25 protein-coding genes and 1 tRNA gene are annotated in these 25,748 nt (G+C 50.2%); 15 read left to right on the top strand and 11 right to left on the bottom strand.

Annotation, left to right across the window (positions count from 1 at the left end; all coding sequences use genetic code 11):
* Window positions 1-79 precede the first annotated feature (79 nt).
* The 4 genes from LLG46_15350 to LLG46_15335 all read left to right on the top strand — a co-directional run bounded on the left by LLG46_15350 (window position 80) and on the right by LLG46_15335 (window position 4,132).
* Window positions 80-835, top strand: a complete 756-nt coding sequence (locus LLG46_15350) for a DtxR family transcriptional regulator (protein MCE5324670.1) — start codon at window positions 80-82, stop codon at window positions 833-835.
* A 6-nt stretch (window positions 836-841) separates the two neighbouring features.
* A complete protein-coding gene (locus LLG46_15345; protein ID MCE5324669.1) occupies window positions 842-1,087 on the top strand; it encodes a ferrous iron transport protein A in 246 nt (81 codons plus the stop codon).
* 81 nt (window positions 1,088-1,168) lie between these two features.
* Window positions 1,169-3,298: a ferrous iron transport protein B gene (feoB, locus tag LLG46_15340; protein ID MCE5324668.1), complete on the top strand. Its 2,130-nt coding sequence runs from the start codon at window positions 1,169-1,171 to the stop codon at window positions 3,296-3,298.
* Window positions 3,299-3,508: 210 nt separating this feature from the next.
* A complete protein-coding gene (locus LLG46_15335; protein MCE5324667.1) occupies window positions 3,509-4,132 on the top strand; it encodes a hypothetical protein in 624 nt (207 codons plus the stop codon).
* Between the two features lie 239 nt (window positions 4,133-4,371).
* Here LLG46_15335 and LLG46_15330 read toward each other — a convergent pair whose 3' ends face one another.
* The 6 genes from LLG46_15330 to LLG46_15305 all read right to left on the bottom strand — a co-directional run bounded on the left by LLG46_15330 (window position 4,372) and on the right by LLG46_15305 (window position 9,361).
* Complete coding sequence (locus tag LLG46_15330; GenBank protein MCE5324666.1) at window positions 4,372-5,475, bottom strand: DUF3299 domain-containing protein; 1,104 nt, start codon at window positions 5,473-5,475, stop codon at window positions 4,372-4,374.
* 13 nt (window positions 5,476-5,488) lie between these two features.
* Window positions 5,489-5,998 (bottom strand): hypothetical protein, encoded by a 510-nt coding sequence (locus LLG46_15325; GenBank protein ID MCE5324665.1) that lies wholly within the window; start codon window positions 5,996-5,998, stop codon window positions 5,489-5,491.
* A gap of 19 nt (window positions 5,999-6,017) precedes the next feature.
* The gene (locus LLG46_15320; protein ID MCE5324664.1) at window positions 6,018-7,013 is read right to left on the bottom strand and encodes a peptidylprolyl isomerase; all 996 of its coding nucleotides are present in this window, start codon (window positions 7,011-7,013) and stop codon (window positions 6,018-6,020) included.
* Window positions 7,014-7,017: 4 nt separating this feature from the next.
* Entirely contained in the window at window positions 7,018-8,268 is a 1,251-nt protein-coding gene (locus LLG46_15315; GenBank protein ID MCE5324663.1) for an ABC transporter permease, read from the bottom strand.
* The gene (locus LLG46_15310; protein MCE5324662.1) at window positions 8,265-8,942 is read right to left on the bottom strand and encodes an ABC transporter ATP-binding protein; all 678 of its coding nucleotides are present in this window, start codon (window positions 8,940-8,942) and stop codon (window positions 8,265-8,267) included. Before LLG46_15310 ends, LLG46_15315 begins: the two co-directional genes overlap by 4 nt.
* A 74-nt stretch (window positions 8,943-9,016) precedes the next feature.
* Window positions 9,017-9,361 (bottom strand): hypothetical protein, encoded by a 345-nt coding sequence (locus tag LLG46_15305; GenBank protein ID MCE5324661.1) that lies wholly within the window; start codon window positions 9,359-9,361, stop codon window positions 9,017-9,019.
* Window positions 9,362-9,630: 269 nt separating this feature from the next.
* On the opposite strand from LLG46_15305, the gene LLG46_15300 reads away from it, so the two are divergent.
* Entirely contained in the window at window positions 9,631-9,933 is a 303-nt protein-coding gene (locus LLG46_15300; protein MCE5324660.1) for a hypothetical protein, read from the top strand.
* 26 nt (window positions 9,934-9,959) lie between these two features.
* Here the strand turns inward: LLG46_15300 and LLG46_15295 are convergent.
* Window positions 9,960-10,035 (bottom strand) — tRNA-Asn (locus LLG46_15295).
* Window positions 10,036-10,238: 203 nt separating this feature from the next.
* Here LLG46_15295 and LLG46_15290 point away from each other — a divergent pair.
* The 6 genes from LLG46_15290 to rsmI all read left to right on the top strand — a co-directional run bounded on the left by LLG46_15290 (window position 10,239) and on the right by rsmI (window position 17,239).
* Window positions 10,239-11,321 (top strand): type IV pilus twitching motility protein PilT, encoded by a 1,083-nt coding sequence (locus LLG46_15290; GenBank protein ID MCE5324659.1) that lies wholly within the window; start codon window positions 10,239-10,241, stop codon window positions 11,319-11,321.
* Between the two features lie 32 nt (window positions 11,322-11,353).
* On the top strand, window positions 11,354-12,403 hold the full coding sequence (locus LLG46_15285) for a type IV pilus twitching motility protein PilT (GenBank protein ID MCE5324658.1): 1,050 nt from the start codon (window positions 11,354-11,356) through the stop codon (window positions 12,401-12,403).
* Window positions 12,400-13,170 carry a sugar phosphate isomerase/epimerase gene (locus tag LLG46_15280; protein MCE5324657.1) on the top strand — a complete coding sequence of 257 codons (771 nt, stop codon included), beginning with the start codon at window positions 12,400-12,402 and terminating at the stop codon, window positions 13,168-13,170. Before LLG46_15285 ends, LLG46_15280 begins: the two co-directional genes overlap by 4 nt.
* 100 nt (window positions 13,171-13,270) lie before the next feature.
* Complete coding sequence (locus tag LLG46_15275; GenBank protein ID MCE5324656.1) at window positions 13,271-14,419, top strand: Gfo/Idh/MocA family oxidoreductase; 1,149 nt, start codon at window positions 13,271-13,273, stop codon at window positions 14,417-14,419.
* Between the two features lie 268 nt (window positions 14,420-14,687).
* A complete protein-coding gene (locus LLG46_15270) occupies window positions 14,688-16,310 on the top strand; it encodes a SurA N-terminal domain-containing protein (protein MCE5324655.1) in 1,623 nt (540 codons plus the stop codon).
* Window positions 16,311-16,387: 77 nt separating this feature from the next.
* The gene (gene rsmI / locus LLG46_15265) at window positions 16,388-17,239 is read left to right on the top strand and encodes a 16S rRNA (cytidine(1402)-2'-O)-methyltransferase (GenBank protein MCE5324654.1); all 852 of its coding nucleotides are present in this window, start codon (window positions 16,388-16,390) and stop codon (window positions 17,237-17,239) included.
* Here the strand turns inward: rsmI and LLG46_15260 are convergent.
* The 4 genes from LLG46_15260 to LLG46_15245 form a co-directional block, all read right to left on the bottom strand.
* Complete coding sequence (locus LLG46_15260; GenBank protein MCE5324653.1) at window positions 17,211-18,509, bottom strand: SpoIID/LytB domain-containing protein; 1,299 nt, start codon at window positions 18,507-18,509, stop codon at window positions 17,211-17,213. The two genes, rsmI and LLG46_15260, sit on opposite strands and share 29 nt — an antisense overlap.
* Before the next feature lie 187 nt (window positions 18,510-18,696).
* Window positions 18,697-19,539: a DDE-type integrase/transposase/recombinase gene (locus tag LLG46_15255; protein ID MCE5324652.1), complete on the bottom strand. Its 843-nt coding sequence runs from the start codon at window positions 19,537-19,539 to the stop codon at window positions 18,697-18,699.
* 489 nt (window positions 19,540-20,028) lie between these two features.
* Window positions 20,029-20,709 (bottom strand): winged helix-turn-helix domain-containing protein, encoded by a 681-nt coding sequence (locus LLG46_15250; GenBank protein ID MCE5324651.1) that lies wholly within the window; start codon window positions 20,707-20,709, stop codon window positions 20,029-20,031.
* A gap of 136 nt (window positions 20,710-20,845) precedes the next feature.
* Window positions 20,846-21,091, bottom strand: a complete 246-nt coding sequence (locus tag LLG46_15245) for a histone H1 (protein MCE5324650.1) — start codon at window positions 21,089-21,091, stop codon at window positions 20,846-20,848.
* A 182-nt stretch (window positions 21,092-21,273) separates the two neighbouring features.
* Between LLG46_15245 and rfbD the strand changes: the two genes are divergently transcribed.
* From rfbD to lspA, 4 genes are read left to right on the top strand one after another with little or no spacing between them, the layout of a single operon-like run.
* Window positions 21,274-22,143 carry a dTDP-4-dehydrorhamnose reductase gene (gene rfbD, locus LLG46_15240; GenBank protein ID MCE5324649.1) on the top strand — a complete coding sequence of 290 codons (870 nt, stop codon included), beginning with the start codon at window positions 21,274-21,276 and terminating at the stop codon, window positions 22,141-22,143.
* Window positions 22,122-24,872 carry an isoleucine--tRNA ligase gene (gene ileS / locus LLG46_15235; GenBank protein MCE5324648.1) on the top strand — a complete coding sequence of 917 codons (2,751 nt, stop codon included), beginning with the start codon at window positions 22,122-22,124 and terminating at the stop codon, window positions 24,870-24,872. The genes rfbD and ileS overlap by 22 nt, the downstream gene beginning before the upstream one ends.
* A gap of 18 nt (window positions 24,873-24,890) precedes the next feature.
* Complete coding sequence (locus LLG46_15230) at window positions 24,891-25,250, top strand: TraR/DksA C4-type zinc finger protein (GenBank protein MCE5324647.1); 360 nt, start codon at window positions 24,891-24,893, stop codon at window positions 25,248-25,250.
* A 1-nt stretch (window position 25,251) separates the two neighbouring features.
* Window positions 25,252-25,746, top strand: a complete 495-nt coding sequence (gene lspA, locus LLG46_15225) for a signal peptidase II (protein ID MCE5324646.1) — start codon at window positions 25,252-25,254, stop codon at window positions 25,744-25,746.
* Window positions 25,747-25,748 lie beyond the last annotated feature (2 nt).

Genomic DNA, 25,748 nt, shown 5'->3' with positions numbered 1-25,748 from the left:
AGGAGCGGCTTATAATATTAGCGACACCTAACTTTTGGCGCGTTAAGTAAATTACTTGGCATTATAAGGAGCAAAACCAATGACATCAGCAACCGCGCTCAGCGCCAGTCTTGAAGATTATCTGGAAGCAATCCTGCTCATTACGAACACCAAAGGAGCGGCTCGAAGCAAGGACATTGCAAAGCATCTTGCAGTGAAGGGTCCATCCGTGACCGGCGCATTGCGGCTGCTTGCAGAGCGCGACCTGGTGCATTATGCTCCATATGATGTTGTCACGCTTACGGCTCAGGGACGCAAAGTAGCCGAAAATGTTGTTCGCCGTCACGAAATACTCCATAGCTTTCTGTTTGAGGTGCTGCAGCTCGATGAAAAGACGGCTGAATCCACAGCCTGCCAGCTCGAGCATGCTATATCGGAGACAGTGCTTGAGCGACTGGTGCAGTTCGTGCAATTTGTAAAGGAATGCCCACGCGGTGGTTTCAACTGGATAAACGGCTATGCCCACAACTGCAATGCTGGCATCAGCAAGCAGACTTGCGAGCCGTGTATTCGCCAATGCCTAAAAAATCTTCCCGACATTCTTGGGAAAGGAGAAACAGATGATATGCACATAAAGCTCAGTGACATCAATCCCGGCGAAAAAGGCGCCATAGAAAGCATAGAGGCAGGAGGCACGATACGCCGCCGTCTTCTGGATATGGGAGCTACGCCTGGAACAGTAATCGAGGTCGAGCGAGTCGCCCCCCTTGGCGACCCTATAGACGTAAAGATCAAGGGTTATCATCTCTCGCTGCGCAAGGAAGAAGCGGCAGGGATTGTTATGAAGAGGATGTAGGAGCAAATGATGCGATTACTTGAACACACATCCGGTATGCCGCTTGTTCTGGCGAATGTGGGTGATACGGTGACGCTGGAGAGCATCCGGGCGGAGGAGAATGTAAAGTCCAAGCTTACGGCGATGGGCTTTTGCCCTGGGGTCCAGATCAGGCTTGCCGGAAGATCGCATCATGGGCCGTGTATTCTCATCGTAAAGGGTGTGCGGCTGGCGCTCGACTGGGAAACAGCATATAGAATACTCGTGAGGTAGTGCTATATTTTTTTGACAGCAAAGTTAGACATGCCTAACTTTACGTGCCATGTCTATCAATGCAGACTGGAGAAAGCATTTATGAAAACCGGTATAACCAAAACTATAACAATAGCCCTTGCAGGCAACCCAAACACCGGCAAAACGACTATTTTCAACAATCTGACCGGTGCGCGTCAGCATGTCGGCAACTATCCTGGTGTGACGGTTGAAAAGAAAGAAGGCCGTTGCAGGCATTGCGGTCATGATATCAACATAGTCGATTTGCCCGGCACATACAGCCTCTCAGCATACGCGGTGGACGAACTTGTTGCGCGCAACTATCTTGTCGATGAGCGGCCGGAGTTGGTAGTGAATATCGTGGATGCGTCCAATCTCGAACGCAACCTCTATCTGACAATGCAGATCATCGAGCTTGGCCTGCCTGTCATCATTGCGCTCAATATGACCGACACAGCCTCGAAAATGAGAGTCAAGATAGACATAAAGCGGCTTTCAGAGTTGCTCGGAGTTCCGGTTGTTCCCTGTGTGGGGATCAGGAACGAGGGCTCTGCCGAATTGTTGGATGCTATTCTGGCTGTTGTGTTGGGCAAAACGCATAGACAAGCTGCAGGCGTCTTTTATGGAGATGTAATTGAGAGACAGATCTATGAAATCTCCGAGGCTCTTGGAGTCACCGAACACATCTCCGATATCGACAGACGCTGGATGTCCATAAAGCTCCTCGAAAACGATCAGCAGGTCTTCTCGAAGATAACATCGCAAGATGCCGTTGAGCATATCGAGAAAGCATGTTCATCAGTCAATAGGCGTCTTGGTCTGTCCGCCGAAATCGCCATTGCGGACAAGAGATATTCGTATATAGCCGATATCTGCAGGCAGGCCGTGCGCAGCGCGCCGGAAGTGCGCCGCCTTTCTGATCGGATAGACTCCATCCTCACAAACAAATACCTGGGGATACCTATATTTCTGGCTGTCATGTATTTGGTCTTTCAACTTACGTTCACTCTCGGCGCGCCGCCCATGGACTGGATAGACGCCGGGTTCGGCCGGTTGGCGGACATAATCTCGGCTTTTTGGCCGAGCGGGTCTGAGAGCCTGCTCAGATCACTCTTAGTCGATGGGGTAATTTCCGGTGTAGGCAGCGTGCTTATCTTTCTGCCGAATATCATGCTTTTGTTCATTGCAATCGCAATCCTGGAAGACACCGGATATATGGCACGCACGGCGTTCATTATGGATAGATTGATGAGTCGGATCGGACTGCATGGCAAGAGTTTCATACCGTTTATCATCGGTTTCGGCTGCTCTGTGCCTGCGATCATGGCCACCAGGACTCTTGAGAACAAGCGCGACAGGCTGCTTACCATGTTGGTCGTGCCGCTCATAAGCTGTGGCGCCAGGCTGCCGATATATGCGCTGATTATCCCTGCGTTCTTCCCGCAAAGTCTCAGGACACCGATGCTCTGGCTTATCTACATCATCGGGATCGTTCTGGCGATAGGGTGTGCGAAGCTCCTGAGCATGACGCTCTTCAAAGGACAGGCAGCCCCCTTTGTTATGGAGCTTCCGCCCTATCATCTGCCGAGCGCAAAAAGTGTGTTGTTGCACATGTGGGAGCGCTCGGCGCTCTATCTTGCCAAAGCTGGAACTATCATCCTCGGTGTTTCGATTTTGCTGTGGGTTTGCACGAGTTTTCCAAAGAAGACCACGTTCGACCACGACTATGTAAAGCTCACCATTCAGGCGAAGCAGACTCTGCGCGGCGATGCCCTGAATAATCGCCTTACTCAAATCGCAGACGACCAACAAGCCGAGACCATGGCTTATTCAGTTGCAGGCCGCCTCGGCCATACCATCGAACCTGTGCTGCGTCCTCTGGGGTTCGACTGGCGCATAGGAACAGCTCTTGTCGGTGCGATAGCAGCCAAGGAAGTGTTTGTGGCGCAGCTCGGGATTGTGTTCGCGGTAGGAGAGGCTGACGAAACATCCGGGTCACTGCGCACTCAGCTCAGGAAGCACTATACGCCTCTGAACGGATTTTGCATCATGCTCTTTTGTTTGATAAGCGCACCGTGTATGGCTACCTTCGCCATCACGAAGCGCGAGAGCAATTCGTGGAAATGGGCGACATTTCAGTTTGTGGGAATGACCGCCCTCGCATATGTCATAACGCTGATCGTATATCAGGTCGGCCATATCCTGTTATAGAAATGAGGTGAGGACAATGATTGAGACTATTGCTGTGATTCTCATTGTGACAGCGGCAGGAATATTTGCCGTGCGTTCGGTCTGTCGGATAATCTCTGGCAAGGACACCGAATGCTCGTGCGGATGCGACAAGTGTGCAAACTGCATGTCCAAAAAAATTACGAAATCGTGTGCTGATACGCAGAATAACTTAGGAGGAAAGGAAGTTTAATGAAAACATTTTTTTGTCTGATCGCGATTTTGGCGGCATCAGCGCCATGTTATGCCTGCTACAGTGGGCTGACTATTATTCCGACTACCGATACAGTTGGTGCCAAGCAATACGGCATCGAGTTTCAAATGGACTGCTCGGTCCAGGAGTCGGAAACAGACACGAATATAGTCAATACGGAGTATGGCTTTACCGACCGCATCGAAGCCGGTGTTGATTTCGATATGAGTGTGGATGCCGATCCTGGTGCTCTGCTCAATGCCAAGTACGTTTTTGCAAAACGTGCGGACGAAAAACAGGCGATGGCCATCGGCACGTGCAGTGTAGCCAGTGATTTCAAGTCCAACCCATATATTGTGGGGATGAATGACTTCGGTTTTGCCAAGCTCCATGCAGGCATTATGCGGATAGAGGGCAAGAACCGCTGGTTTGCCGGAACCGATAGGGCGATAAATGACAGGTTTACCCTTATGGCGGACTACACATATGGCGATGAGAATTTCTCGTCTGTCGGGTTCAATTATCAATATACGGATGCATTTGGAATGCTTGCGGGCGCACAGTTTCCAAACGAAGGAGGTGACACGCTATTTACACTCCATCTGGTCTTTACAGGCCAATAGAGGAAATGGACTTTTGATGCGTCCACATCAAAAGCCCATCAGTCAGGTGTGGTAGACCACAACCCGCCGGTTTCAGTTTACCACAACCTGGCTGGCGATTTACAGATGATTTAGAGAGAGTTCAATTGTACGGGAATTTTCGGCTCAGTAGGAGCTTCGCTCCCAATAATGAGCCTGCCGGGAGGGCGAGGTTCCCACCGAGCCATATTTGCTTCCGCGAAACTGAACTGCTTCATGATTTATTCTGAAATCGGATGTGATTCTTTCCTCTGCCACCTCAGCGTAAGCAGTAGGAAGAGCGCCAGTATAATCAGCTTTTCATCCCATGGGATGAATGGTCCACTCATTGCAAACCCGATGGGCTTTGTCACTCCAGGCACGCCTATCTGCGCATTCCGAAGCTGGACTATGCCTTCCTTACCCCAACGGTCGGGGTCTTTCGTCACGTGAAGTGTGCCTGTAAAGACCTGAAATGGCTTCCACAGCGGAGGAACTTGACCGTTATTTGCGGGGTAGACCGCTATGGCGTTATAGATTGTAGGCGGAGTCCCCTGAGCGACGCCGTCCCACCATGTTTTCTCCAGGATGATCCTGGGCGGCTGTGATGAACTTCTGCTCACACAGTATCCAGCAGCAACAACTCTCTTTCCCGACATTGCGCAAATCTCGTCCGAAACTCCCTTAGTCTTGGTTTTGGACATAGCCATCAGAGGCGCATAATCGAAAAGCGGCAGTTTTGCCTTTTTTGCAGAACTAACAGGGTCGATATCCGGTGTATCTTCACCTACGCAGCTCAGCGCATCGCCTTCCATTCTGTAGATATAGCCGTCGTCCGGTTTTGGCTCGACGACAAACTTTCCGCTCACCATTACAGGTATGAGCCGTTGAAACTTGACCGGCTCCTTCATCTCCACCAGTATGTATTGATTGAACTGCGGGCGAGGGCCGTAGCAGCACGTCTGCGTGCTCCTCAATAGGCAGAAATCTTTGATCTTCTCGCCCGTCTGCAGTGGATACATAAACCCTACACAGTCGAATTTACGTCCGCTCAGGGCTTTGATCGATTTTGGGCAAGCTGGTCGGGAATCTATCGTGTAGTTCCACTGTCCGAGGCTGGAAAAGTGCAGGAAGTGTTCACTTGAACCCGACAGAGCCTGTTCGTCTATTCCGATTGTATTGTGGCCGGTCATGCCCGTCTCGGACCGCACGTTTATTTGTAATGCGGACTTATCGCGGTTTGCAACTCGCTGCATTATATAGCCGGACGCACAGTCGACGGCAAACACGATAAGTATGATCGGCAGGCCGTACTTAAATAGCTTCTTATATCTGATTTTGATCATTTCTTTTCTCTGATCAATCCGGGTCATATCCGTTGGGATACTCGATCTTGAGCGGCATTTTTTTGCCCCTGAATGTAATTTGGCCGTTTGCACTGAACGTCTTTAGGCCGCCAAGCCACGGTGCGTTGCCCTCAAAATATGAGCAGTCACCGATCTTCTCTCCGGCAAGATCGAGCGGTTTGGGTTTCAAAACAAGAGTCTTAGCGCCATCAGCGGTAGTCACCTGGATGGTTATCGACTTATCCGGCACGCGGACCGACTTTGTCGTGTCAGTGCCGCCCCCCACGAACCACAACTGCAGCGTATCGCCTTCCAGCTTAACCTCTGCATGACCGTTTTCGCATGCCACTATAGCGTTGAGCGAGCCGCCATGCGCCGCCGCATGTTTGTGTTGATGCTTGTATTGATGATGCCCGTGAGATGCGGTTTTATGTTCAGAGACAGTTTCTGGTTTGCCGGAGCAGCCGACAACGATTGCCATAATGGTCATTATAATAAAAGCACATATTACCTTTCTATTCATGATCGGATTCTCCTATAGATTATTTATTGGCAGAGTCGAGTCTTTCTATCTTCGCACTCTTCATGATCTGCGAATACAGCCGCTTGAATTCCTTTTCGAAAAAGTAAGATTCGCAGAACTTGATAACGTCGTCGTCACTCATAGGCTGCCATTTTATGATGTGATAACCCCAAGAGCTGTGAACCGGTTTGCTGTATTCGCCCGGTTTTAGGTGGGATATTGCATCTTGAAACTCCTCGCCATATGACGATTTATCGATAAAGCCGAGCGAACCGCCTTTGTGCTTGCTTGTCATATCTTCAGACACCGACCTGGCCACTGCGCCGAATTTATCACCGTTTTGAAGCCTCTTCCAGGCCTTTTGCGCCTTTGCGGCGGCTTTTTTGTTTACCTGGTCGGGGTTTGTATTATAGCCAGGCTGCTGGAATGTATTGAAAAATACCTGCCACACCTTTGCATAATGCCCCCGGATATACTGGCTTTGTCCGCCAATTTCTTTGAGCACTGCAGCCTTATCAGAATGTGTTTTTCTCCAGGACTTCTTTGCGTAATCCGATAGCCCGATCTGGTTCCTGATATCCGAGCGCAGATCATCCACTGTGTATCCTATTGCCGAAAGATATGCGTCCAGGCTAGGGTATGTGCAGCACGGGCAGCCCATACTGGGAGGGTTCTTCTCCAACTCCGCTATTTGCTTGTCCACAAGTTCTTCGCGGACGCGAACATGGTGTTTGGACAGGAACTGCCGTACTGCTACCTGGGTGATCAGGCGCGCGATCTTGTTGTTTTTCATATCATCCGCAGTGGAGTCAAACGAATCGCTGGAGAACCCACGATTGACTGTGGATGCATATATAGGCTCACCGTTTACCCGGACAACAACCGTGCTGGCCTCTATACGTGCATTGCGTATGTAATTGTATGCGTAATATGCTGCGCCGAGGGCGATAACAACGCATATTATGATTGTCTTCCAGGGCAATACCCTGTGCTGTGTAGTATCTTCAGTGTCCACAGTTTCACTCCATAATATTCAGATTTCGCAGAATGCTCATTCGATATGCCTGCACAGCCGGTATCAATCCCGCCACTGCACCCATAAGTGTAACACATGGCAGAACCCAGATGTCTGCGGAAGAAAGGTAGTTGGCAGAAAACTGCATGCCGGTCTCAATGGCAACATAATGACTGCCGAGCATGACCAGCAGATGTCCGAAGACGATGCCAAAGATAGTTCCGACTATGCTCAAGAAGACAGCCTCTGACATTATCAGGCCAAAGACCGTGCGCCTGTTAGCCCCGAGCATTCTCATCATTGCAAGTTCCCTGCGCTGTTCTCTAAGGGCGGTTATCAGGACGACAAAGAGGAACATGATCGCAAGCAGTGTCACGAGTGCTCCCACGATGAACATGACCTTATCCACCCAGCCAATAATATCGAGTATCCTCGGCACAACCTCACTGGGCACGACAAGCTGTCCCTCTGTGGACTGGTCTATCTCATACTTGAGGTTTTGTACACCCGGATGCATAGCGCCTCCCCGGATATGTCTGAGTTTGAGATAGGCTCCGCTGATTTCTCTCTGAGATGAGTCGGTCGCCATCGCCGCTACACTCGCGCCGTGGCCTTCGAGTGTGTAGAAAGTCTTTAGGGGAATATATATCGCCCGGTCATGCGGAGTTCCGGTAGGGGCAAGGATACCGACAAACGTGATCTTGTCATGCATATGAACCGGGTCGCCTGAGTGCACCCCGCATACCGGGTTAAACGTGTCGCCCAGGTGAAGCCCCAGCGCCTTCGCTACTGCCCAGCCTGCAACTGCCTCATGAGGAGCTTTGAACATCCGCCCTTGGCCGCCGGCATCAGGGTCGAATGAAAAACGTTTGCCGGGCCGGTATTCAAAAGATGTGAAGAAACGGTCGTCTATAGCATTGACTCTGTAGCCCGCATAAGAGTGTCCTGTTACGAATGGAATAGCATCGACCACGAGCGGGTCTTTTTTGACTTTTTCGTAATAGCTCCACTTGATCTTGCCGGGCATTTCTTCGAGGTGATACATCGCGTTCATCGCGATCTGCAGAGGTGAACCTTTAGGCCCAAGAATAGCATCGACCCCAACGCCTTCAGTAATGAAGTGATGATGGGACTGTTCCCTGAAAGAGACAACGGCTGTAAGCAGTCCTATTCCCAGGGTGATGCTTATGAGTGCCAGTATCGTCGAGAAACGGTGGCGTCGTATATTGTGCAGCAGAATATGCCAGAAGCTCATTTTGCCACCTCCGCATCGTATGCCTTGTTAATATCGGCGAACCTGACCTTTTTTTCGAACCTGTCGATCACATTCTCCTCATGGCTGACCAGAATCAGGGTGCTTCCCAGTTCGGCGCACATCGAGCGCAGTAGATCGACGACCTGCATCTTGTTCTTTGGGTCAAGTGAGCCGGTGGGCTCGTCTGCAAGCACGACCTCCGGTTTCTTTGCTAATGCTCTGGCGATCGCCACTCGCTGCTGCTCACCCAGCGACATTTCAGACGGGGTATGATTGAGACGGGAGCCTATGCCGACGTGCTCCAACAGGTCTTTTGCAACCTTGCGGTCGGCCTTTACTGAACAGAACGTCATTCCCATCAGTACGTTGTCCAGTGCAGAGTAACCCTGCAGCAGATTGAAGTTCTGAAAGACATAACCAATTCTTCTCGCGCGAAATTGATCACGCTGGGCTTCGGACATCTTCGTAACTTCTTCGCCGCATACTGTTACCTCGCCGCTGGACGGCACGAGCACTCCCGCCAGCAGGTGCAGCAGCGTAGACTTGCCCGAGCCGGACGGTCCGAATATGGCGATATGTTCGCCTTTATCCACCGACCAGTGCGGTATGTCAATTACTTTAAGAACCTCTTCCTTCGTAGAATAGTTGAGGCGCAGGTCACGCACTTCTATCATACAAATACTCCTTCAGGCACAGCTTCACCCTGCTTAGGCTGGTGTGAAGCATTACAAAACATTTGGAAAGAGTGCTATACGGGAGAAGCTCTGGAGGGAAATGAGCAGAAAAAGACAGATGCTGCGGCAGGCAAACTGTCGCAGACAAAAGTGTCTTGTATTGTGTTGCTGCATATACTGACAACAGGTGTAAACACAGCATTGCCTGTGCCCATACTCATCATCTCGCATGCAGCACAATGCGAGCTGTGAGAGACTTGATGTCCTGAAACGATTTCACAGACTGCACCTGTCGCCTGCTTTTGTGGACAAAGCTGCAGGTCGTCAGTATGAATATCGAACACGACCACAAATGCAAGCATCGCCGCAAGCAGCGTCATAGAAACCAATCTTCGATTGAGTGATTTAGATAAAGCCATAAGCTGACTATGCCATTTTATCTGACCTGACGTGTTTATGCAAAACAGGCCGGGCAGTATCTATTATTATACGCCAGCTTAGGTGTTTCGGTTCCTGCAGTAATCACTTCTCCTTACGGCGCACTTGTGGCAGATGTCGTACATTTCCAACTGATGTTCATCTATGTCATATCCGGTTTGAACGCTCAGCAGGGCACAGAGGCATCCAAATCTAAAGACTGGTAGATGGCAATTGCGAACCCGACGCTTTTCACGACGAGCAGACATTAATGCTTAACACGACTGAATGTTTAGTGGTAATAACCTGCTGCACTCACTGCGAAGTGGGTTCGCTGGTTACTTGTATAAAAAAGGTGTCTGGCAGCAATCATATATACGCCATTATTGGCGGGCTGCATTGGGCGGCTGTGCAAAAAAAAGAAATTCTTGCTGATGCAGAAAGGCTCAGGAATGTCGGTCACACTTGGGTCAATCACTGCACCGGTTCCGAGGTGCTCAAAATGCTTAGAGATGTTTTGCGTTCCAAGGTTGGAGGGCGGGAGCAGGTTTTCAAATCGAGCTTCCATCTCTGATCGACTAGCTTACTCTTCAAATTTGCTGGCTCCCCGGCGTGGACTCGAACCACGAACCCCCTGGTTAACAGCCAAGTGCTCTGCCAATTGAGCTACCGAGGAACATCGTCAACACTAAAATTATACCAAGTGACGTATTGGAGTGTCAATACTTTTTGCGTGTGTTTGGTGCCTATTGCAGAATCTTGGCATTGGAACTAAAATTATATAAGCAAGGTCATATATTTGTGGGTCGCACTGCCACTTGGCGCTGCGGCCTTGTGTTGTGCATGCACAGTGCAAAATAAATGTGAGGTCATCTACGAATGGCAGAATTATATATCGATCAGCTTTTGACTCAGATGGTTGAAAAGTCCGGCTCGGACCTGCATCTGAGATATGGTCAGCCTCCAATTATGCGAATTCATGGAAAGCTTACCCCAACCAATTTCCCAATCATCGAAAAGGTAGAAGATATAGTATTTCCGATCCTCAACGAGGAGCGCCGCAAGCGCCTTGAGGAGTTTATGGAACTTGACCTTTCCTATGAGATAGAGAACGTATCCAGATTTCGTGTAAACTGTTTTCGGCAGCGTGGTCATGTCGGAGCCGTGCTTAGAGCGATCCCAATCAAGATCAAGACGATTGACGACCTGGGTCTGCCTCAAGTGACGAAGGACATATGTCTCAGGCCGAGAGGCCTGGTATTGGTGACCGGCCCCACGGGTTCAGGTAAATCGACCAGTCTGGCAGCTATGATAAATCACATCAACGAGCGTGAGAAAGCGCATATAATTACGATTGAGGACCCGATCGAGTTTGTGCATCAGGATAAAATGTGTTCTGTCAATCAGCGCGAGTTGGAGCAGGACACTCACTCATTTGCGGAGGCCCTAAAGCATGTTTTGAGGCAGGACCCTGATGTGATTCTGGTCGGTGAGATGAGAGACCTCGAGACCATATCTCTTGCGATCACGGCAGCTGAGACCGGTCACCTTGTATTTGGGACCTTGCACACGACAGATGCTCCTCAAACAATCGACCGTGTCATCGACGTTTTTCCTCCTGAGCAGCAGTCTCAGATACGTATGCAGTTATCGGTTACCATTCAGGCCGTAATTTCTCAGCAGCTTTTACCAAGGATAGATGCCCAAGGCGGTCGAATAGCGGCATTCGAGGTGATGGTTGCGACCCCGGCTATTCGCTCACTGATACGAGAGGGCAAGACTCACCAGATATATTCGGATATTCAGGCCGGGGGTGACTTTGGAATGATCTCTCTGGATCAGTATCTTGTCGGTCTATTGAGGAGGCGCGTTGTCAACTACGACGATGCCATTTCCAAATCATCGAATCCTCGCGAACTGGAACGAATGGCCGCGAAGGCACTGCAGGGGGTGGTCAAATGAGTCGAGCGATGAACAGAGAATTTATAGACGAGATGTTGACGCTTCTGGTCGAAAGGGGTGGCTCTGACCTCCACATCAAGGCGCGCAATCATCCTTTGATGCGCATACACGGTGATCTGATACCCCAGAAACAGTATCCTGTGCTGACTCCTGATGACTCTCGCAGTCTGGCATATAGCGTAATGAACGACGTTCGGCGGGCACGTTTTGAGGAAGAGATGGAGATGGACCTTGCATATGAGATACCGAATGTCTCCAGATATCGAACGAATATTATGCAGCAGCGCGGTATGGTGAGTATGGTCCAGCGTGCGATTCCTACTAATATCATGAGTATGCAGGAACTGAACTTGCCTCCTGTCTGCCAGTATTTTGCAGAGCGTCCGAGAGGAATGGTTCTGGTAACCGGCCCGACTGGTTCCGGCAAATCCACCACTCTGGCTGCAATGATCGATTACATAAATTCAAGCAGGTCCGAGCATATAATGACTGTGGAAGACCCGGTCGAGTTTGTCCACGAGTGCAAAAAGTCGATCATCAACCAGCGCGAATTGGGCACGGACACTCTTTCATTCAACAACGCCTTGAAATATGTTCTCAGGCAGGACCCTGATGTTATCCTGGTCGGTGAGATGCGTGATCTTGAGACGATCCACCTTGCGATTACTGCTGCTGAGACCGGTCACTTGGTATTTGCGACGCTGCACACTCAGGATGCCGTTCAGACTGTAGACCGTATCATCGACGTTTTCCCAAACTATCAGCAAGCCCAGATACGAATGCAGTTGGCCAACAACTTGATAGGTGTGGTTTCCCAAACACTGCTCAAGCGGGCGGACGGCAAGGGAAGAGTTGCCGCTTTCGAGACAATGGTGAACTCGACAGCCATCCGAAACCTGATCCGGGAGGCAAAGACGTTCCAGATATCTTCCATGATACAGACCGGCGGCAGACAGGGGATGATGACGCTGGATCAATACCTCGCCGAACTGGTTAAGAGAGGAATGATCGCAAGAGAGGAAGGTTTATCACGAGCGAGCAATGTCAAAGAACTTGAGGCGATGCTGGAGGTCGGAAAATGAAGCTGAAGCAGGTAGCGGCGCAGTTATACACAATTAGAGACCACCTGAAGACGCCTGCCGATGTTGCGGCTTCGCTCAAGAAGGTAAGTGACATCGGTTATCAGGCAGTTCAGATCAGTGGAATGGGTCCCATCGACGAGTCCGAACTTGTAAAAATTCTCGACGGAGAAGGACTGGTCTGCTGTGCCACCCATGAGGATACTCAAACACTGCTCGATGATCCGAATGCAGTAATAGATCGGCTTAAAAAACTCGATTGTACATATACCGCATATCCTTATCCATCGGGTGTGGAACTGAATTCGCTTGACGATGTTAAGTCTTTTGCCGCGCGTCTTGACTCTTCAGGCAGTGTGCTGGCTGATGCCGGGATAACGCTTGCGTATCATAATCACCACATCGAGTTTCGTCGATTTGACGACGAGCTGATGTTGGATGTGATATATTCTCACACCGACAAGCGTCATCTCCAGGGCGAGATAGACACATACTGGGTTCAGTATGGCGGAGGCGACCCGGCTGCCTGGTGTCGGAAGCTGGATGGGCGTCTGCCGCTGCTTCATATGAAGGACTATGCCGTCATGCCCGATCTGACAGTTACATTTGCCGAGATAGGCAGTGGCAATTTGAACTGGCATGAGATAGTCCATACCGCGCAAGGCTCCGGCTGTCAATGGTATATCGTTGAGCAAGATGAGTGTCAGCATGATCCCTTTGAATCACTCAAAATCAGCTTTGATTACATCCGCAACAATCTTATAGAGTGAGTTTTGTGGAAGGCAACTGGGCTTTTGACATTTAAGTATGTATTATCAGTGCGAATATTGCGCATGAACAACAACAGTATGTTGATGGAAAGGAAGAACAATGAGTGGAAATGTCCGCTTGGGAATAATCGGTCTGGGGGTAATAGGCAACCATCACGCCAACTACCTGCGCGCCGGAGACGTAAAGCGCTGCGAGTTTACTGCAGTCTGTGATATCGACCCAAGCCGTATTGAGAAGTTTTCAGACCTGAAAAGGTTTACCAGCAGCGAGGAGATGATCCGTTCCGGTGAGGTCGATGCAGTTCTGATATCTACACCTCATTATTCTCATACTACCATAGGCATCGATGCTCTCGAACAGGGTCTTCATGTCCTGGTGGAAAAGCCAATTTCTGTGCATAAGGCTGATTGTGAGCGCCTGTTGGCGGCTCATAAGGACCCAAAGCAGGTCTTCGCTGTAATGTTCAACCTGCGTACCATCGGCTGGTGGAAGAAGTTAAAGTATCTTATCGACAGCGGTGAGTTGGGCGAGATTGTGCGTGTCAACTGGACTTGCACAGACTGGTTCAGGAGCGAGGCGTATTATGCCAACGGCGGTTGGCGAGGCACATGGTCCGGCGAGGGCGGCGGTGTGCTTATGAACCAGTGTCCTCACTATCTTGATCTATGGCAATATTTCTTCGGTATGCCCGAGAGCGTTCGTGCTTTCTGCAGGTTCGGCGTGCGCCATAATGTTGAGATCGAGGATGAAGTGACGGCCTATATGGAGTATGCCAACAAAGCGACTGGTGTGCTGATAACCTCCACCGGCGAGTTTCCCGGCACGAACCGTCTGGAAGTGGCGGGCGAGCAGGGCAAGGTGGTCATCGAGGGCGGCAAGTTCAGCTACACGAGAAATGAAGTTCAGACAACTCAGTTCAGCAGGACATGCCCAGCCGGTTTTGTCTTCCCGCCCATATGGAACATAGATATCCCCGTAAAGGCCGGCGGCCAGCACTCAGAGATAACGCAAAATTTTGTTGATGCAATATTGGATGGCACTCCATTGATTTCACCGGCGGAAGATGGGATCAGGTCTGTCGAGCTTGCAAATGCAATGCTCTATTCCACTCTCACCGATTCCACAGTGCGCCTGCCATTGGATAGCAAGGCGTTTGAGAAGGAACTGCAGCGTCTGATAGCCGAGTCTAAATTCGTCAAGCAGAGCACAAAAGGTGAAGTCGTAGACGCAAAAGCGTCATTCCACTAATGATCGTGAGGTGCTTGTAGGGGTGAAGCATTGGCCGAGCATTGTAGGTTGGCTTAACGCATGCTTCACCCGCTGGCCTGCATTATTTACCAGGAGTGTGAATAATGCTCTCAGAGCCTCGCATTATGCGCTTCCAACATAATCCGAGCAAGGCGTCGATGCAGGCGGATGATATGTTTCGATTGGATTTCTTGACTTTGCGCGGCAGGTTCTGTAACATTAGAATTGTAATGCATTATGATCGATCCATCCGGAGGATTATCCATACATGAGTATTTACAAACTGAGAACTGAGTTTGGCCAGCACCTCAAGTGGGTCATGCTTGGAATAGCCATTGTCTTCATAGTGGGTGCAATATTTACATTTGGTGCTATGCCCGGCGGAAAAGGCGGCAGCAGTGCTAAAGGTGGCAATGATGTAGTCGCAGTAGTCAACGGCAAAGAGATAAAGCGTGCCGATTTCGAGAATATGTGGGCAGCTACAAGCGATCAGGCAAGGAACCAGGGCATGCGTTCCGCTCTCCAGCTTGCGAATGCACGGGCAGGACTGTTTGTTCAGACGGTCCAAAGTCGTATGATACTCAGCGAAGCTGAAAAGATGGGTGTCGATATCAGTGATCGCAGGGTAAATGAGGAGATCGATGCGCAGGTTGTCAAGGCACTCAATCAGAGCCGTGAGTCCATAATGGGCAGCGAACTGACAGCCGAAGAGCGCACGCTCAATCCCAGGGAAGATTCCAAATTCAAGAAAGAACTCGCCAGTGTTGGTGGTTCCATACGCAACATTGAAGATCAGATCCGCGCAAAGATACCTGCCGATGATATTCGCGCGAAGCTGGCGTTTGAGGGCATACAGAAAAAGATTGAAAAGGGTCTCAAGCCAGTCACCGAGCAGGACATCAAAGACAGCTACAATGTCTATAAGATACGTCAAATTGCGTTTATGAAAGGTATCATGCCAGAGGACCAGTTGAAGACCCGCATCGACAAGATCATGACCGAAATTCGGGGTGGTGCGGATTTTGCAAAGATTGCAAAAGAGAATTCGCAGGGTTCCCTGATGAATAGTGATTCGGCGACCGAATACTCATTCGACACTCGCTGGTCGCTGCCCACTGAGGTAAGGGACGCTGTTGCCAAGCTGAAGCCGGGTGGTGTATCTTCGCCCATCAAGACGGACTATGGCACGTTTATCGTGAAGTTGGAGAGCATAACACCCAAGCTCCCTGCCAAGATGGACAAGAAAGCCACCAGCGACAGGCGCAAACAGATTGCTGATGACCGTAAGATGACTGGTCTGATGGCATTCCAGGCTCAGATGCAGAAGAATGAGAACGTCAAGATTAGTGATCCCGAACTGCGCGCATACTGGTTGATCGCGAAGGCGCGCACAGCGTTTACCGAGCCTGCAAAGAGTATGAAGATGACCACGGATGCCATAAGTGCGTTGAAGAAAGCGCGCACCAACAGGGTTGACAATCAGATAATCAACGCAAAACTTGCCCAGCTTCTCTATGAGAACGGCAAGACCAAGGAGGGTCTGGACATACTCTATCCGCTGGTTATGGGCGCAAATGACACGATCGACACTCCAGACCTGAGGATACTTTTGGGTGACATGCTGATGGCTCAGGCTGCAAATGAAAAACCTGAGCAGAAGGCAGCCACTACCGCCAAAGCTCTTGAGCAATATAAGACCGCGAGTGAGGTTGCGCATAACGACAGAGCTTCTCATGAGCAGTTGGTCACCAAGTTTCAGCAGCTCAAGCATCCTGAACTGGTCGCCGCCGAGCAGAAATGGTTGGCCGACTATGACCAGCGTGTCAAGGCGATGCAGGCAGAGCAGCAGAAAAATGCTCCTGAGCCGGCTAAGAAAGACTCTAAGAAATAGCAGGCAGGATAAGATAGCAATAGTGGCTGGCGGCTGTGCTGTCAGCCACTATTTTTTCCTGTTACCTATCACCAAATATGCCCGGCAAACTCTACATAGTCGCCACACCAATAGGCAATCTCGAAGATATCTCCTTCAGGGCGCTGCGCACGCTCAAAGAAGTGGATGTCATTGCTGCTGAAGACACCAGGGTCACAAAACGACTGCTGAGTCATTTTGATATCCATACCCCTCTGATCTCATATCACCAGCACAGCAAGGCCGAAAAGTCGGAGCGGATACTTGAAATGCTTCTTGGCGACAAGAATGTCGCGCTGGTCTCCGATGCAGGGACTCCAGGCATATCCGATCCCGGTCACGAGCTTATCGCGCTATGCATCGGCGAGGGTGTGAGTGTGGAATCTATTCCCGGCCCCACTGCAGTGATAACCGCGCTGGTTATATCCGGCCTGCCGACGGCCCACTTCGCGTTCGACGGCTTTCCACCTCGCAAGTCAGGCGAGCGCAAGGCGTTTTTTCAGGCACTGAAGCACGAAATGCGGACAATATGCCTCTATGAGTCACCTTTAAGGCTCATGAAGACACTTGAATCGATCCGCGATGAACTCGATGACAGGCAGGTCGTCATAGTCCGCGAGGCCACCAAGATGTTTGAAGAGACCTATCGCGGGACAGTGAGCGGGGCGATCGAGCACTTTACCGAGCATAAACCGCGCGGTGAGTTCGTGATTATACTCGGAGGAGCCCATGCTGTGGAGGCAGAGGAAGAACCACATGTCAGCATTGAGAGTCGGCTTACGCAATTGATGGAGTCAGGCGAGTCTGAGCGCGATGCCGTGCGGCGTGTGATGATCGAGTTCAAACTGCCAAAGCGCCAGGTCTATGCCGCTGCACTTCGGCTCAAAGCGAGTCGGGAGGGGCAAGCCTGACGTCGAAGATCACCGGCTGTTCTTCTGACTTTGTGGCCTTTTTAGGTTTATTTGCAATTGGTGTTGGGACCTTTACGATCCGTTCATCTGCCTGCACCACATCTGCTGCCATCTCGACTGGTGCACCGCCGCTTATCGCAGTCCCTGGGAAATAGTGAGCAAGTATTTGGGCATAAGTGTAGTTGTATGGCGCCGATGCGAGCCCTATCGTTCCCCTCTGGCACAGCCCTACGCCGTGACCGGCTCCTTTGCCGTTGATGACGACTTTTCCGCTGGCGTCGGTTTCTATGGAAAACATTGTGCTCTTGAGTCCCAGTGCTGCGCGTATCTTCCCGACTTTTACTGTTGTGCAGCCCGAAGTGCCGGTTATCTGCGCTTCCAGTGGCCTGCCGGTTGATCCTGTCTTTGAGATGGTTATGCTCTGCAGGCTATCTGCTTCTTTGACCCCTGCCGCGACGAGCTTTGCACCCAGCTCCTGGAGAGTATATGTCTGACCCCAGGTGATTCGTGGAATATCGTCCGGGTCGACAGCACCGCACAGATACGGGAAGTTTGTGTTCGGATGCGTCTCGAAGTAGTTGACGGTTGCACCGCCGCAGTCTGTCGAATACATGACCTCGGCAATCTTTCCGTTATAAGTCAGCACCATACCTTTCGTATCGATCACAGCCTGGCTGCATTTGGATTTTTCCGAACCGGCACCGTTGTATGTCTGACAGTGTGTGCTGTCGCATACATCGAAGCCTTGAGACATATGCTTGCGCTTATTGCTGAGAGCATACGTTCTTGCTGTGATTGCCTGCGTTCTCAGTGCCTCAGTGGGATTGGACTCACCTATCTCCGCCGGTATCACTCCAAGTAGATAGTTCTCCACATCAACGATATCAACAACAGTCATCTTTCCATTATTAACGTCGACTTCGATGCTGCCGCGATATTTCATCTCTTTCGATGCCGGGCTGCTGAGCACAAGCAGGCCATCCGGCCTGTCGCTTGCCAGGTTGATCGACGTTGCCGATATTACTGAGTCACTGCCATCCGGCTTTGCGCTGACAGTCGAGTCCGATATCTGTATTGTGACACTCTTTGCGGTAACAGTCTTATCCCTGCCGGTTATGATTATTGCACCGGATGATGAACTGACCGTAAGTGAAGCGCAGCTAAAAAATCGCGTCAAGCCAACCCGAAGCATATTGTCCGTCGCTCCGAATGATCTGGTTGACAAGACAATTCCGAGTGCAATAAGTGTAAAAATGAACTTCCTGTGCAAAGCTATCTCCAGTACCAATATAGTGTTGAATTATCTCAGAGGCTGCTTCATTCCTTTGTCTATTATTATGATGGGCAAGTAACTCAGAATTCTTAGTCAAATCGTTTGATTGTCTTGGCCTGCTGGGAGGGCGAGGCTCCCGCCGAGCCTTATTCTTCCATAAAACTGACCTGTTCCGGGTAGTGTATCATTTTGAAAGTAAACCTACTATTTCCTCGACTGTCCAAACATGGTCGGCTATGCCTACTGCCATTGCAGGTGTTCTCGGATATGGATTAGCCAATGACTTATGAGGACGGGCAAAGTTATAATGCATGAAATAAAGGGCTATGGCTGCTTCATGGTTCTCTATCTTCTTCGAGAATGCGTTAGTTAGGCGTGTGAACCTCCGCATAGACATCCGCATAGTAAGGTTTTGACGCTCAACATAGGAAGTTGAAATATGATCGATCTTTGGGTTTCCCTGAATGACTTTAATTTCAGTTCCGGTGCATTCCGCTGGGCTGTATCGGGCTTCGCTTTGTCGCTCATTGCCGTATAGCTTAACCAGCATAGCATAATCTACATTACCAGCAAAGGCACTCTCCACGGCGTCAAGATAGACCTTATGGCCGTCTGTGGTCAACTGTATGTGTTTTGTTGTGAGCCGTTCTGCAAGATCATTAAGGAAAGCTGAGGCGCATTCGGCGTTTCTGAGACCTACAAACCAAGCGGGAATCAATTTTGTATCAGCATCTATCGCCGTCCAAGTCCATACGTCACCATAGCCAAACTCGCCTTGATGTTCTTCTGGAACGTTCTTCTGCTTGGAATAGCAGAAAGACCATATCTCATCACACTGAATCCGTTTGCAGGGAAGTTTCCACATAGTATTGTTGTGGTATTCAGCACAGGCAGCACCCAATTCGGTTAAGAGTTTAACCACGGTATTGATCGCGCTGCCGGTCATACGCGCTGTGCTTCGGATAGAATTACCCTCGCAAAGAGCTTTTACTATCTGAGCCTGCCGTTCTGAATTCAGCTTATTCACTATGTGTCACCTCGCTTCAAACTGACTATATTATATCCTAACGCTCAAGCATTGTCAATAGGAATTTGCATTTGTTTCTTGTGGGAATGGATGCCCTCTCTCAAAAAAAACGAGAGAGGGCATTAGTGCTAGTAGCGCTTAATTCGGATTTTGAACGCTTTTAGACCATATGCACTCGCATAAAGCCGTTTACCATTACGCGTGGTAATCCAGCGCACAAAGATGTATTCTTCGGCCAATGTTATCACCTCCTCCTAAACAAGGGTTGATTTTCTGGCCGAAGTGAGGTATCATCACAGTGTGTACAGAGTGATTCACTCACTCAGCCAGAAGGCTAGGTAGTTTATACTACCTAACTTTGGTGGAGCGCAGGGGAGTCGAACCCCTCACCAGAAGGATCAAAGGCCCCAGGTGGCCCCGAGCGCGCCCCACATTCCTGTTTATGCGAAGTATAGCCGTCAGCTATACTTCGCATTTATTTTCACAGCGTCAACGGTTTACTAAATCCCATGTATCTCCACCTACTAACTTAAATTTAGTGCTTCGCTTTAACGTTCCCGATAACATTGCTTCAGGTCGCTTAGCATTTGAACGAAATCCTGTTTCTTTTAGAGCTGATAGTATTTCTCTAACATGCATAGGCCGCCCTTTTTCCTTGAGTATACGTTCGCTACCCTTGAGTGCTCCTTCTTTGTTTAATCGAATTGCTGACTGTTTTTGTGTTATTGACTTGTATTCCTGTTGGTTTACTAATGCGTACGTTCCTGGTGCAACCCGTGCAAAATTCTGATTGCGTTCTAGAATAACAGTGATAGAGCGTGTGGGAGCTTGTGATTTTAGTCGAATGCCACCGTCGTAAATCGCTGAAGCTAATTCGGCAATTTTCATCGGTCGTTTTGCTTGTAAAAGAACAGTGGTACATGCTTCAACAACTGTCAAGCCAACAAAATTGTTTTTCTCAACCGATTCGGACGGGATGAGTTGAGGTTCGATTTGTTGATTAGTTGTAGTTTTGAACTCAGACAGTAGAATATCTGCGGCCTCAATCTTCTTTTCGATTTCCGCCTGCTTATTAACAAAGTCTTGGATTTGCAACAAGATTTGGTCTCTATCATGCTGTAGAGCGGATTTATGCAGTCTTAGTTGCGCTTCGAGGGAATCGTTGCTCATATCAAAAACCTCCACGCCCATATGCTGCATGCAGTATAGCACAAGTAAACCATGCATGCAAGGTTGATCGAGAAACTTTTTTTTAAACTCGTATTAGTTGCATAGGGGAAATTTGGCGGGTGATTGTTGAAAGAGATTATGACTTACTCCAACGCGCACGCGCAGCCTTCTGCGCAATTTCTTTGCGTTGTTCTGGAGTTAGTTTTGCGGCGCGGACTTTGCCGCCTTTAAGCCCGCCTCTGTGTCCTGACGCCTTGGGATCGTCAAAGCCTTTCTTGGGTTTCGGCTCTTTTGAGGCAGGCTCAATTTCTCCGGTAGCTTCTTGCACTACCCGGAAAGCATTAACAGCGAAGTCGTGTTCTTTTTTCTTCCGCTTTTCCATACTTTGAGCTTACCACATCGCTCAAGCATCGTCAACCTTAGCGGGATTCAAAATGATACACTACCCTGTTCCGTGATTCCTTGACCTTCCGCCGGTTCGCCGGTATAATAGAAAAGTAGTTATCATATGTAAGGCCCCTGCTCGAGTGCCAGGGGCTTTGCGGCATGTACCGGGGGATAGTTGTGCGTGTATTAGTGACCGGCGCCTGCGGGATGCTGGGAAGGCTGGTGTGCGAGGGTCTCAAAAAGGAGAACCATGACATCATACCGACCGACGTCATCGATGGATGCGAGATGCTGGACATTTCGGATACAAATGCAGTGTTCGAGATAATTAACCGTGTGAAGCCCGAGATGGTGATCCACTGTGCCGCGATGACCGATGTCGATGGCTGTGAGCGCGAACCGGACAAGGCATTCAAGATCAACGCTGTGGGCACATGGAACCTGGCGTGCGCATGCGCATCGATAGGCTGCGCAATCGCGTATGTGTGCACGGACTATGTCTTTAACGGCGAGAAGGGCGAAGCCTACACCGAGTTTGACCCGGTCAATCCGATCAGCGCATATGGCGCAAGCAAACTCGGCGGCGAGATGGCAGTGCGCGAACTTTGCCCAAAGCATTATGTGGTGCGCACATCATGGGTCTTTGCGCCGCACGGCAAGAACTTCCCTCTTTCGATTTTGAATGCTGCACAGAAAAACAAGCAATTGCGGATAGTGGCCGATCAAGTCGGCTGCCCGACATATGCAAAAGACCTTGCGCAGTTCCTTATATCTTTGGTGGGTTCACCTCTATATGGAGTGTACCATTACACCAACGCGGGCAGTTGCTCGTGGTATGAGTTTGCAAAAGAGATACTAAAAAAAGCGGGTATGACTGATGTCGAGGTCATCCCAATCAAATCTGAAGACTGGCCCACGCCCACAAAGCGTCCCAAGTATTCCGTCCTGAGGCACTACAAGATGGAACTGCTGGGGCGCGACAATGCAAGGTCGTGGCAGGACGCGGTATCGGAGTTTGTACGAGAATGGAATATAGCAAAACAGTAAATCTTCCCAAAACATCATTCCCGATGAAGGCCGACCTGGCGAACAGGGAGCCTTTGATCCAGAAGTTGTGGGAGGAAAAAGATATATATAAGCAGTTGTCTGAGCGTGATGCACCCAACGGTACCTTCATACTCCACGACGGCCCGCCGTACTCCAACGGCGATATCCATATGGGTCATGCGCTCAACAGGGCTTTGAAGGACTTTATTCTCAAGTATAAAGCGCTCAAGGGTTACCGTGTTCCATTCACTCCAGGTTGGGACAACCACGGTCTGCCGATAGAGAACAAGGTCTCCGGAGAGTTTCACAAAAAGCATCTGACTCCCACGAAGCTCGAAATGCGCAAGGCATGCCGCGAGTATGCAGAAAAATGGGTCAATATACAGCGCGACCAGATCAGGCGCCTGGGATGCATCGGTGACTGGGACAATCCATATCTGACTATGAGCCGCGAGTATGAAGCGACGATCATCAAGGTTTTCGGCGAGCTGGTGGAGCAGGGCTATATATATCGCGGTCTCAAGCCGATCCACTGGTGCATACATGATGAGACCGCTCTTGCCGAGGCCGAGATAGAGTATGCCGATCATACTTCGGCGTCTATATTCGTGCGCTTCCCGTTGGTCAAAGACCCGAATGGTCTCTTTGATGGTAAGCCTGCCGCCAATTCATATACGATCATATGGACCACCACCCCATGGACGATCCCTGCGAATATGGCCGTGGCAGTGCATCCCGATTACGATTATGCTTTTGTGGATGTCGATGGCGACAGATATGTGATAGCAGCCGAACTGGTCGGCGCGACCATGCACGCCATAGGCAAAGATAATTACTGTGTCGCCAAGACAGTCAAGGGCGCCGAGCTTGAGGGCATGATCTTCAAGCATCCTATATTCGACCGTGATTCGATGCTCGTCCATGCAAGTTACGTGACCTTGGACGACGGCACGGGAGTCGTGCATACTGCTCCCGGCCATGGCCGTGAAGACTTTGAGACCGGCCAGCGCTACGGCCTGACACCTCTGAACCCGGTGGATGACCGGGGCTATTACACCAAAGAAGCTGGCGAGTTCGAGGGGCTTCATATAATCCGCGAGGGCAACAAAGCTGTTTTGGATAAGCTCACCGAGGTAGGCAATCTGCTTGCGAGCAGTGAGATAACTCACAGCTATCCGCACTGCTGGAGATGTCACAAGCCGGTAGTCTTCCGTACGACTGAGCAGTGGTTTATGGCGCTGGATCACAATGACCTGCGAGAGCGGATCCTCAAGGAGATTGAAAAGGTCAAATGCTTCCCGACTGAGGGGCGTAACAGATTTTATTCAATGATCTCGACATCTCCAGACTGGTGTCTTTCCCGCCAGAGGTCATGGGGAGTAGGCATTCCGGTAATATTCTGCAAAGCGTGCCGCGAGCCTGTCATGAGCAAGGATATGATAGACCGTGTCTATGAAGACGCTTTTGTGAACGGGTCAGATTCGTGGTTCGAAAAAGAAGCAAAAGAGTTTCTTGCAGATGGTTTTGTCTGTCCTGCGTGCGGGGGCAAGGAGTTTGTTAAGGAAACCGATGTACTGGATGTATGGTTTGATTCGGGGTCGAGCTGCAGGGCTGTCACGGAGCGTCTGTATGGCACGTATAAGGCCGACACATATCTGGAAGGCTCGGACCAGCATCGCGGCTGGTTTAATAAGTCGATAATAATAAGCACGGCGACAAGGGGTGAAGCACCTTTCAAGGATTTGGTGACTCACGGCTATATACTGGATGCCGAAGGCAAGAAGATGAGCAAATCCGGCGGCAATGCGATCTCGCCCAAGCAGGCGATCAAAAATATAGGCGCGGACGTGCTCAGGCTGTATATGTCTTCACTGAATTACTTTGAGGATGTGCGCTTCGGCCAGGAGATGTTTACCCGTGCCATAGACGCATATAGACGAATCAGGAACACATTCAGATACATGCTCGGCAACACAAGCGATTTTGATCCTGCCAAGGACAAAGTAGATTATGCGGATATGCTTGAGATAGACCGCTACATGCTGCACAGGACTGCCGAGTTGATCGCGCAGGTTTCGGACTTTTATGAGGCCAATGAGTTCCATAAGGTCTATCATGCGGTGCATAATTTCTGCGCGGTGGATTTGAGCAGCCTATATTTGGATATCCTGAAGGATAGACTATATGCCTCCGCGCAAAGCTCTCATGAGAGACGTTCGGCTCAGACGGCATTGTATGAGATTCTTTCGGCGCTCACACGTCTGCTTGCGCCGATAATCTCGCACACAGCCGAGGAGGCGTGGCAGGAGATGCCGGGAGATAAGGCGGAGTCTGTGCTGTTCTCGGAGTTTCCAAAGGCTCACCCGGAGTGGGTTGACGAAGGACTTGCCTCGCGTTGGGTGAAGATATTGGAAGTAAGGGACAAGGTGCTGCTGACGCTTGAAGAGGCTCGTCAGAGTGGTAAGATAGGCAAACCGCTTGAGTCTCGCGTAAAGCTCAACGCGCCTGATGATCTATATGCATTTCTGAGTGACTATGTCTCTGATCTGCCATCGATATTTATCGTATCGCAGGTCGATCTAGTCAAAGAGAATGGCGAGGAACTGACAGTCGAGGTGCAGCCGCCCATAGGCAAAAAGTGCGAGCGCTGCTGGCTGGTGCTAGAGTCTGTCGGCAGCCACAGCGATCATCCTGGTCTTTGTGACCGCTGCTATGAGGCGATCTCCTAACAGATCGGAGAGATGACGATGGAGCATAAACTGGACTTGCAGAAGTATAAGAAGCTCCTGCTCGATGAGCGGGAGCGAATATTGCTCGAGCACCGTGCTCTTAGCGCCAGTGCAGCCGAAGAAGGCTATGAATTGGCTGATTATGACAATCATCCTGCGGACGCCGCAAGTGACACATATGAGCGCACCAAGGACTATGCTATCGACGAGAGTTTCAAGGCAATTCTTGAAAAAATAAGCGATGCCTTGAGAAAGATAGAAGACGGGACATACGGCAAGTGCGACCGATGCGGCGGCGACATAAACCCTAACCGGCTCAGGGCGATCCCATACGCGACGCTTTGCATCGAATGTCAGGCATCACTCGAGAGAAGGTAATTTGGCCAAACGAAAGACCATAGTGTTTTATCTGACTGCGTGTGTCACTGTTGTTGTAGACCAGGTCACAAAGCTGCTTGCGCGCCATTTTCTCACATCCGACGTTGCCGTCACTATCATTCCCGGCTTAATCAATTTGGATTTAACATATAATCGCGGCGGCGCATTCGGCATACTGCCGAACTGGGCGCCGCTGTTTATCATTGCAGCTCTTGTCGCCATATATGCTATGGTACGCCTTGGCGGAAATGGGTCAGCCTCGAAGAGTCTGGTAATAGGTCTGGGGCTGCTGATGGGTGGAGCGGTCGGCAATCTGATCGACAGAATCGCTTTTGCTTCCAAGGGAGTTACCGACTTTATCAGCATATATGTCATCTTTGGAGGCCAGGCGCACGCTTGGCCGACATTCAACTTCGCCGATGTGGCAATAGTTCTGGGAGCGATTTTCCTGTTCTATCACGTATATATTGTAGAAAAGCAATCCAGCAACCCATAACC

The organism is bacterium, assembly GCA_021371935.1.
Lineage (GTDB): Bacteria > Armatimonadota > UBA5829 > UBA5829 > UBA5829 > UBA5829.
This window is presented reverse-complemented; position numbering and strand designations above follow the sequence as displayed.

Coding starts and splice junctions, on each gene's coding strand:
- LLG46_15300 (MCE5324660.1), top strand. CDS start 9,631: ATGCTTAACACGACTGAATGTTTAGTGGTAATAACCTGCTGCACTCAC.
- LLG46_15305 (MCE5324661.1), bottom strand. CDS start 9,361: ATGGCTTTATCTAAATCACTCAATCGAAGATTGGTTTCTATGACGCTG.
- LLG46_15275 (MCE5324656.1), top strand. CDS start 13,271: ATGAGTGGAAATGTCCGCTTGGGAATAATCGGTCTGGGGGTAATAGGC.
- ileS (MCE5324648.1), top strand. CDS start 22,122: ATGGAATATAGCAAAACAGTAAATCTTCCCAAAACATCATTCCCGATG.
- LLG46_15290 (MCE5324659.1), top strand. CDS start 10,239: ATGGCAGAATTATATATCGATCAGCTTTTGACTCAGATGGTTGAAAAG.
- LLG46_15230 (MCE5324647.1), top strand. CDS start 24,891: ATGGAGCATAAACTGGACTTGCAGAAGTATAAGAAGCTCCTGCTCGAT.
- LLG46_15245 (MCE5324650.1), bottom strand. CDS start 21,091: ATGGAAAAGCGGAAGAAAAAAGAACACGACTTCGCTGTTAATGCTTTC.
- LLG46_15285 (MCE5324658.1), top strand. CDS start 11,354: ATGTTGACGCTTCTGGTCGAAAGGGGTGGCTCTGACCTCCACATCAAG.
- LLG46_15330 (MCE5324666.1), bottom strand. CDS start 5,475: ATGATCAAAATCAGATATAAGAAGCTATTTAAGTACGGCCTGCCGATC.
- LLG46_15350 (MCE5324670.1), top strand. CDS start 80: ATGACATCAGCAACCGCGCTCAGCGCCAGTCTTGAAGATTATCTGGAA.
- rsmI (MCE5324654.1), top strand. CDS start 16,388: ATGCCCGGCAAACTCTACATAGTCGCCACACCAATAGGCAATCTCGAA.
- LLG46_15315 (MCE5324663.1), bottom strand. CDS start 8,268: ATGAGCTTCTGGCATATTCTGCTGCACAATATACGACGCCACCGTTTC.
- feoB (MCE5324668.1), top strand. CDS start 1,169: ATGAAAACCGGTATAACCAAAACTATAACAATAGCCCTTGCAGGCAAC.
- LLG46_15270 (MCE5324655.1), top strand. CDS start 14,688: ATGAGTATTTACAAACTGAGAACTGAGTTTGGCCAGCACCTCAAGTGG.
- LLG46_15325 (MCE5324665.1), bottom strand. CDS start 5,998: ATGAATAGAAAGGTAATATGTGCTTTTATTATAATGACCATTATGGCA.
- LLG46_15250 (MCE5324651.1), bottom strand. CDS start 20,709: ATGAGCAACGATTCCCTCGAAGCGCAACTAAGACTGCATAAATCCGCT.
- LLG46_15335 (MCE5324667.1), top strand. CDS start 3,509: ATGAAAACATTTTTTTGTCTGATCGCGATTTTGGCGGCATCAGCGCCA.
- LLG46_15280 (MCE5324657.1), top strand. CDS start 12,400: ATGAAGCTGAAGCAGGTAGCGGCGCAGTTATACACAATTAGAGACCAC.
- LLG46_15345 (MCE5324669.1), top strand. CDS start 842: ATGATGCGATTACTTGAACACACATCCGGTATGCCGCTTGTTCTGGCG.
- LLG46_15310 (MCE5324662.1), bottom strand. CDS start 8,942: ATGATAGAAGTGCGTGACCTGCGCCTCAACTATTCTACGAAGGAAGAG.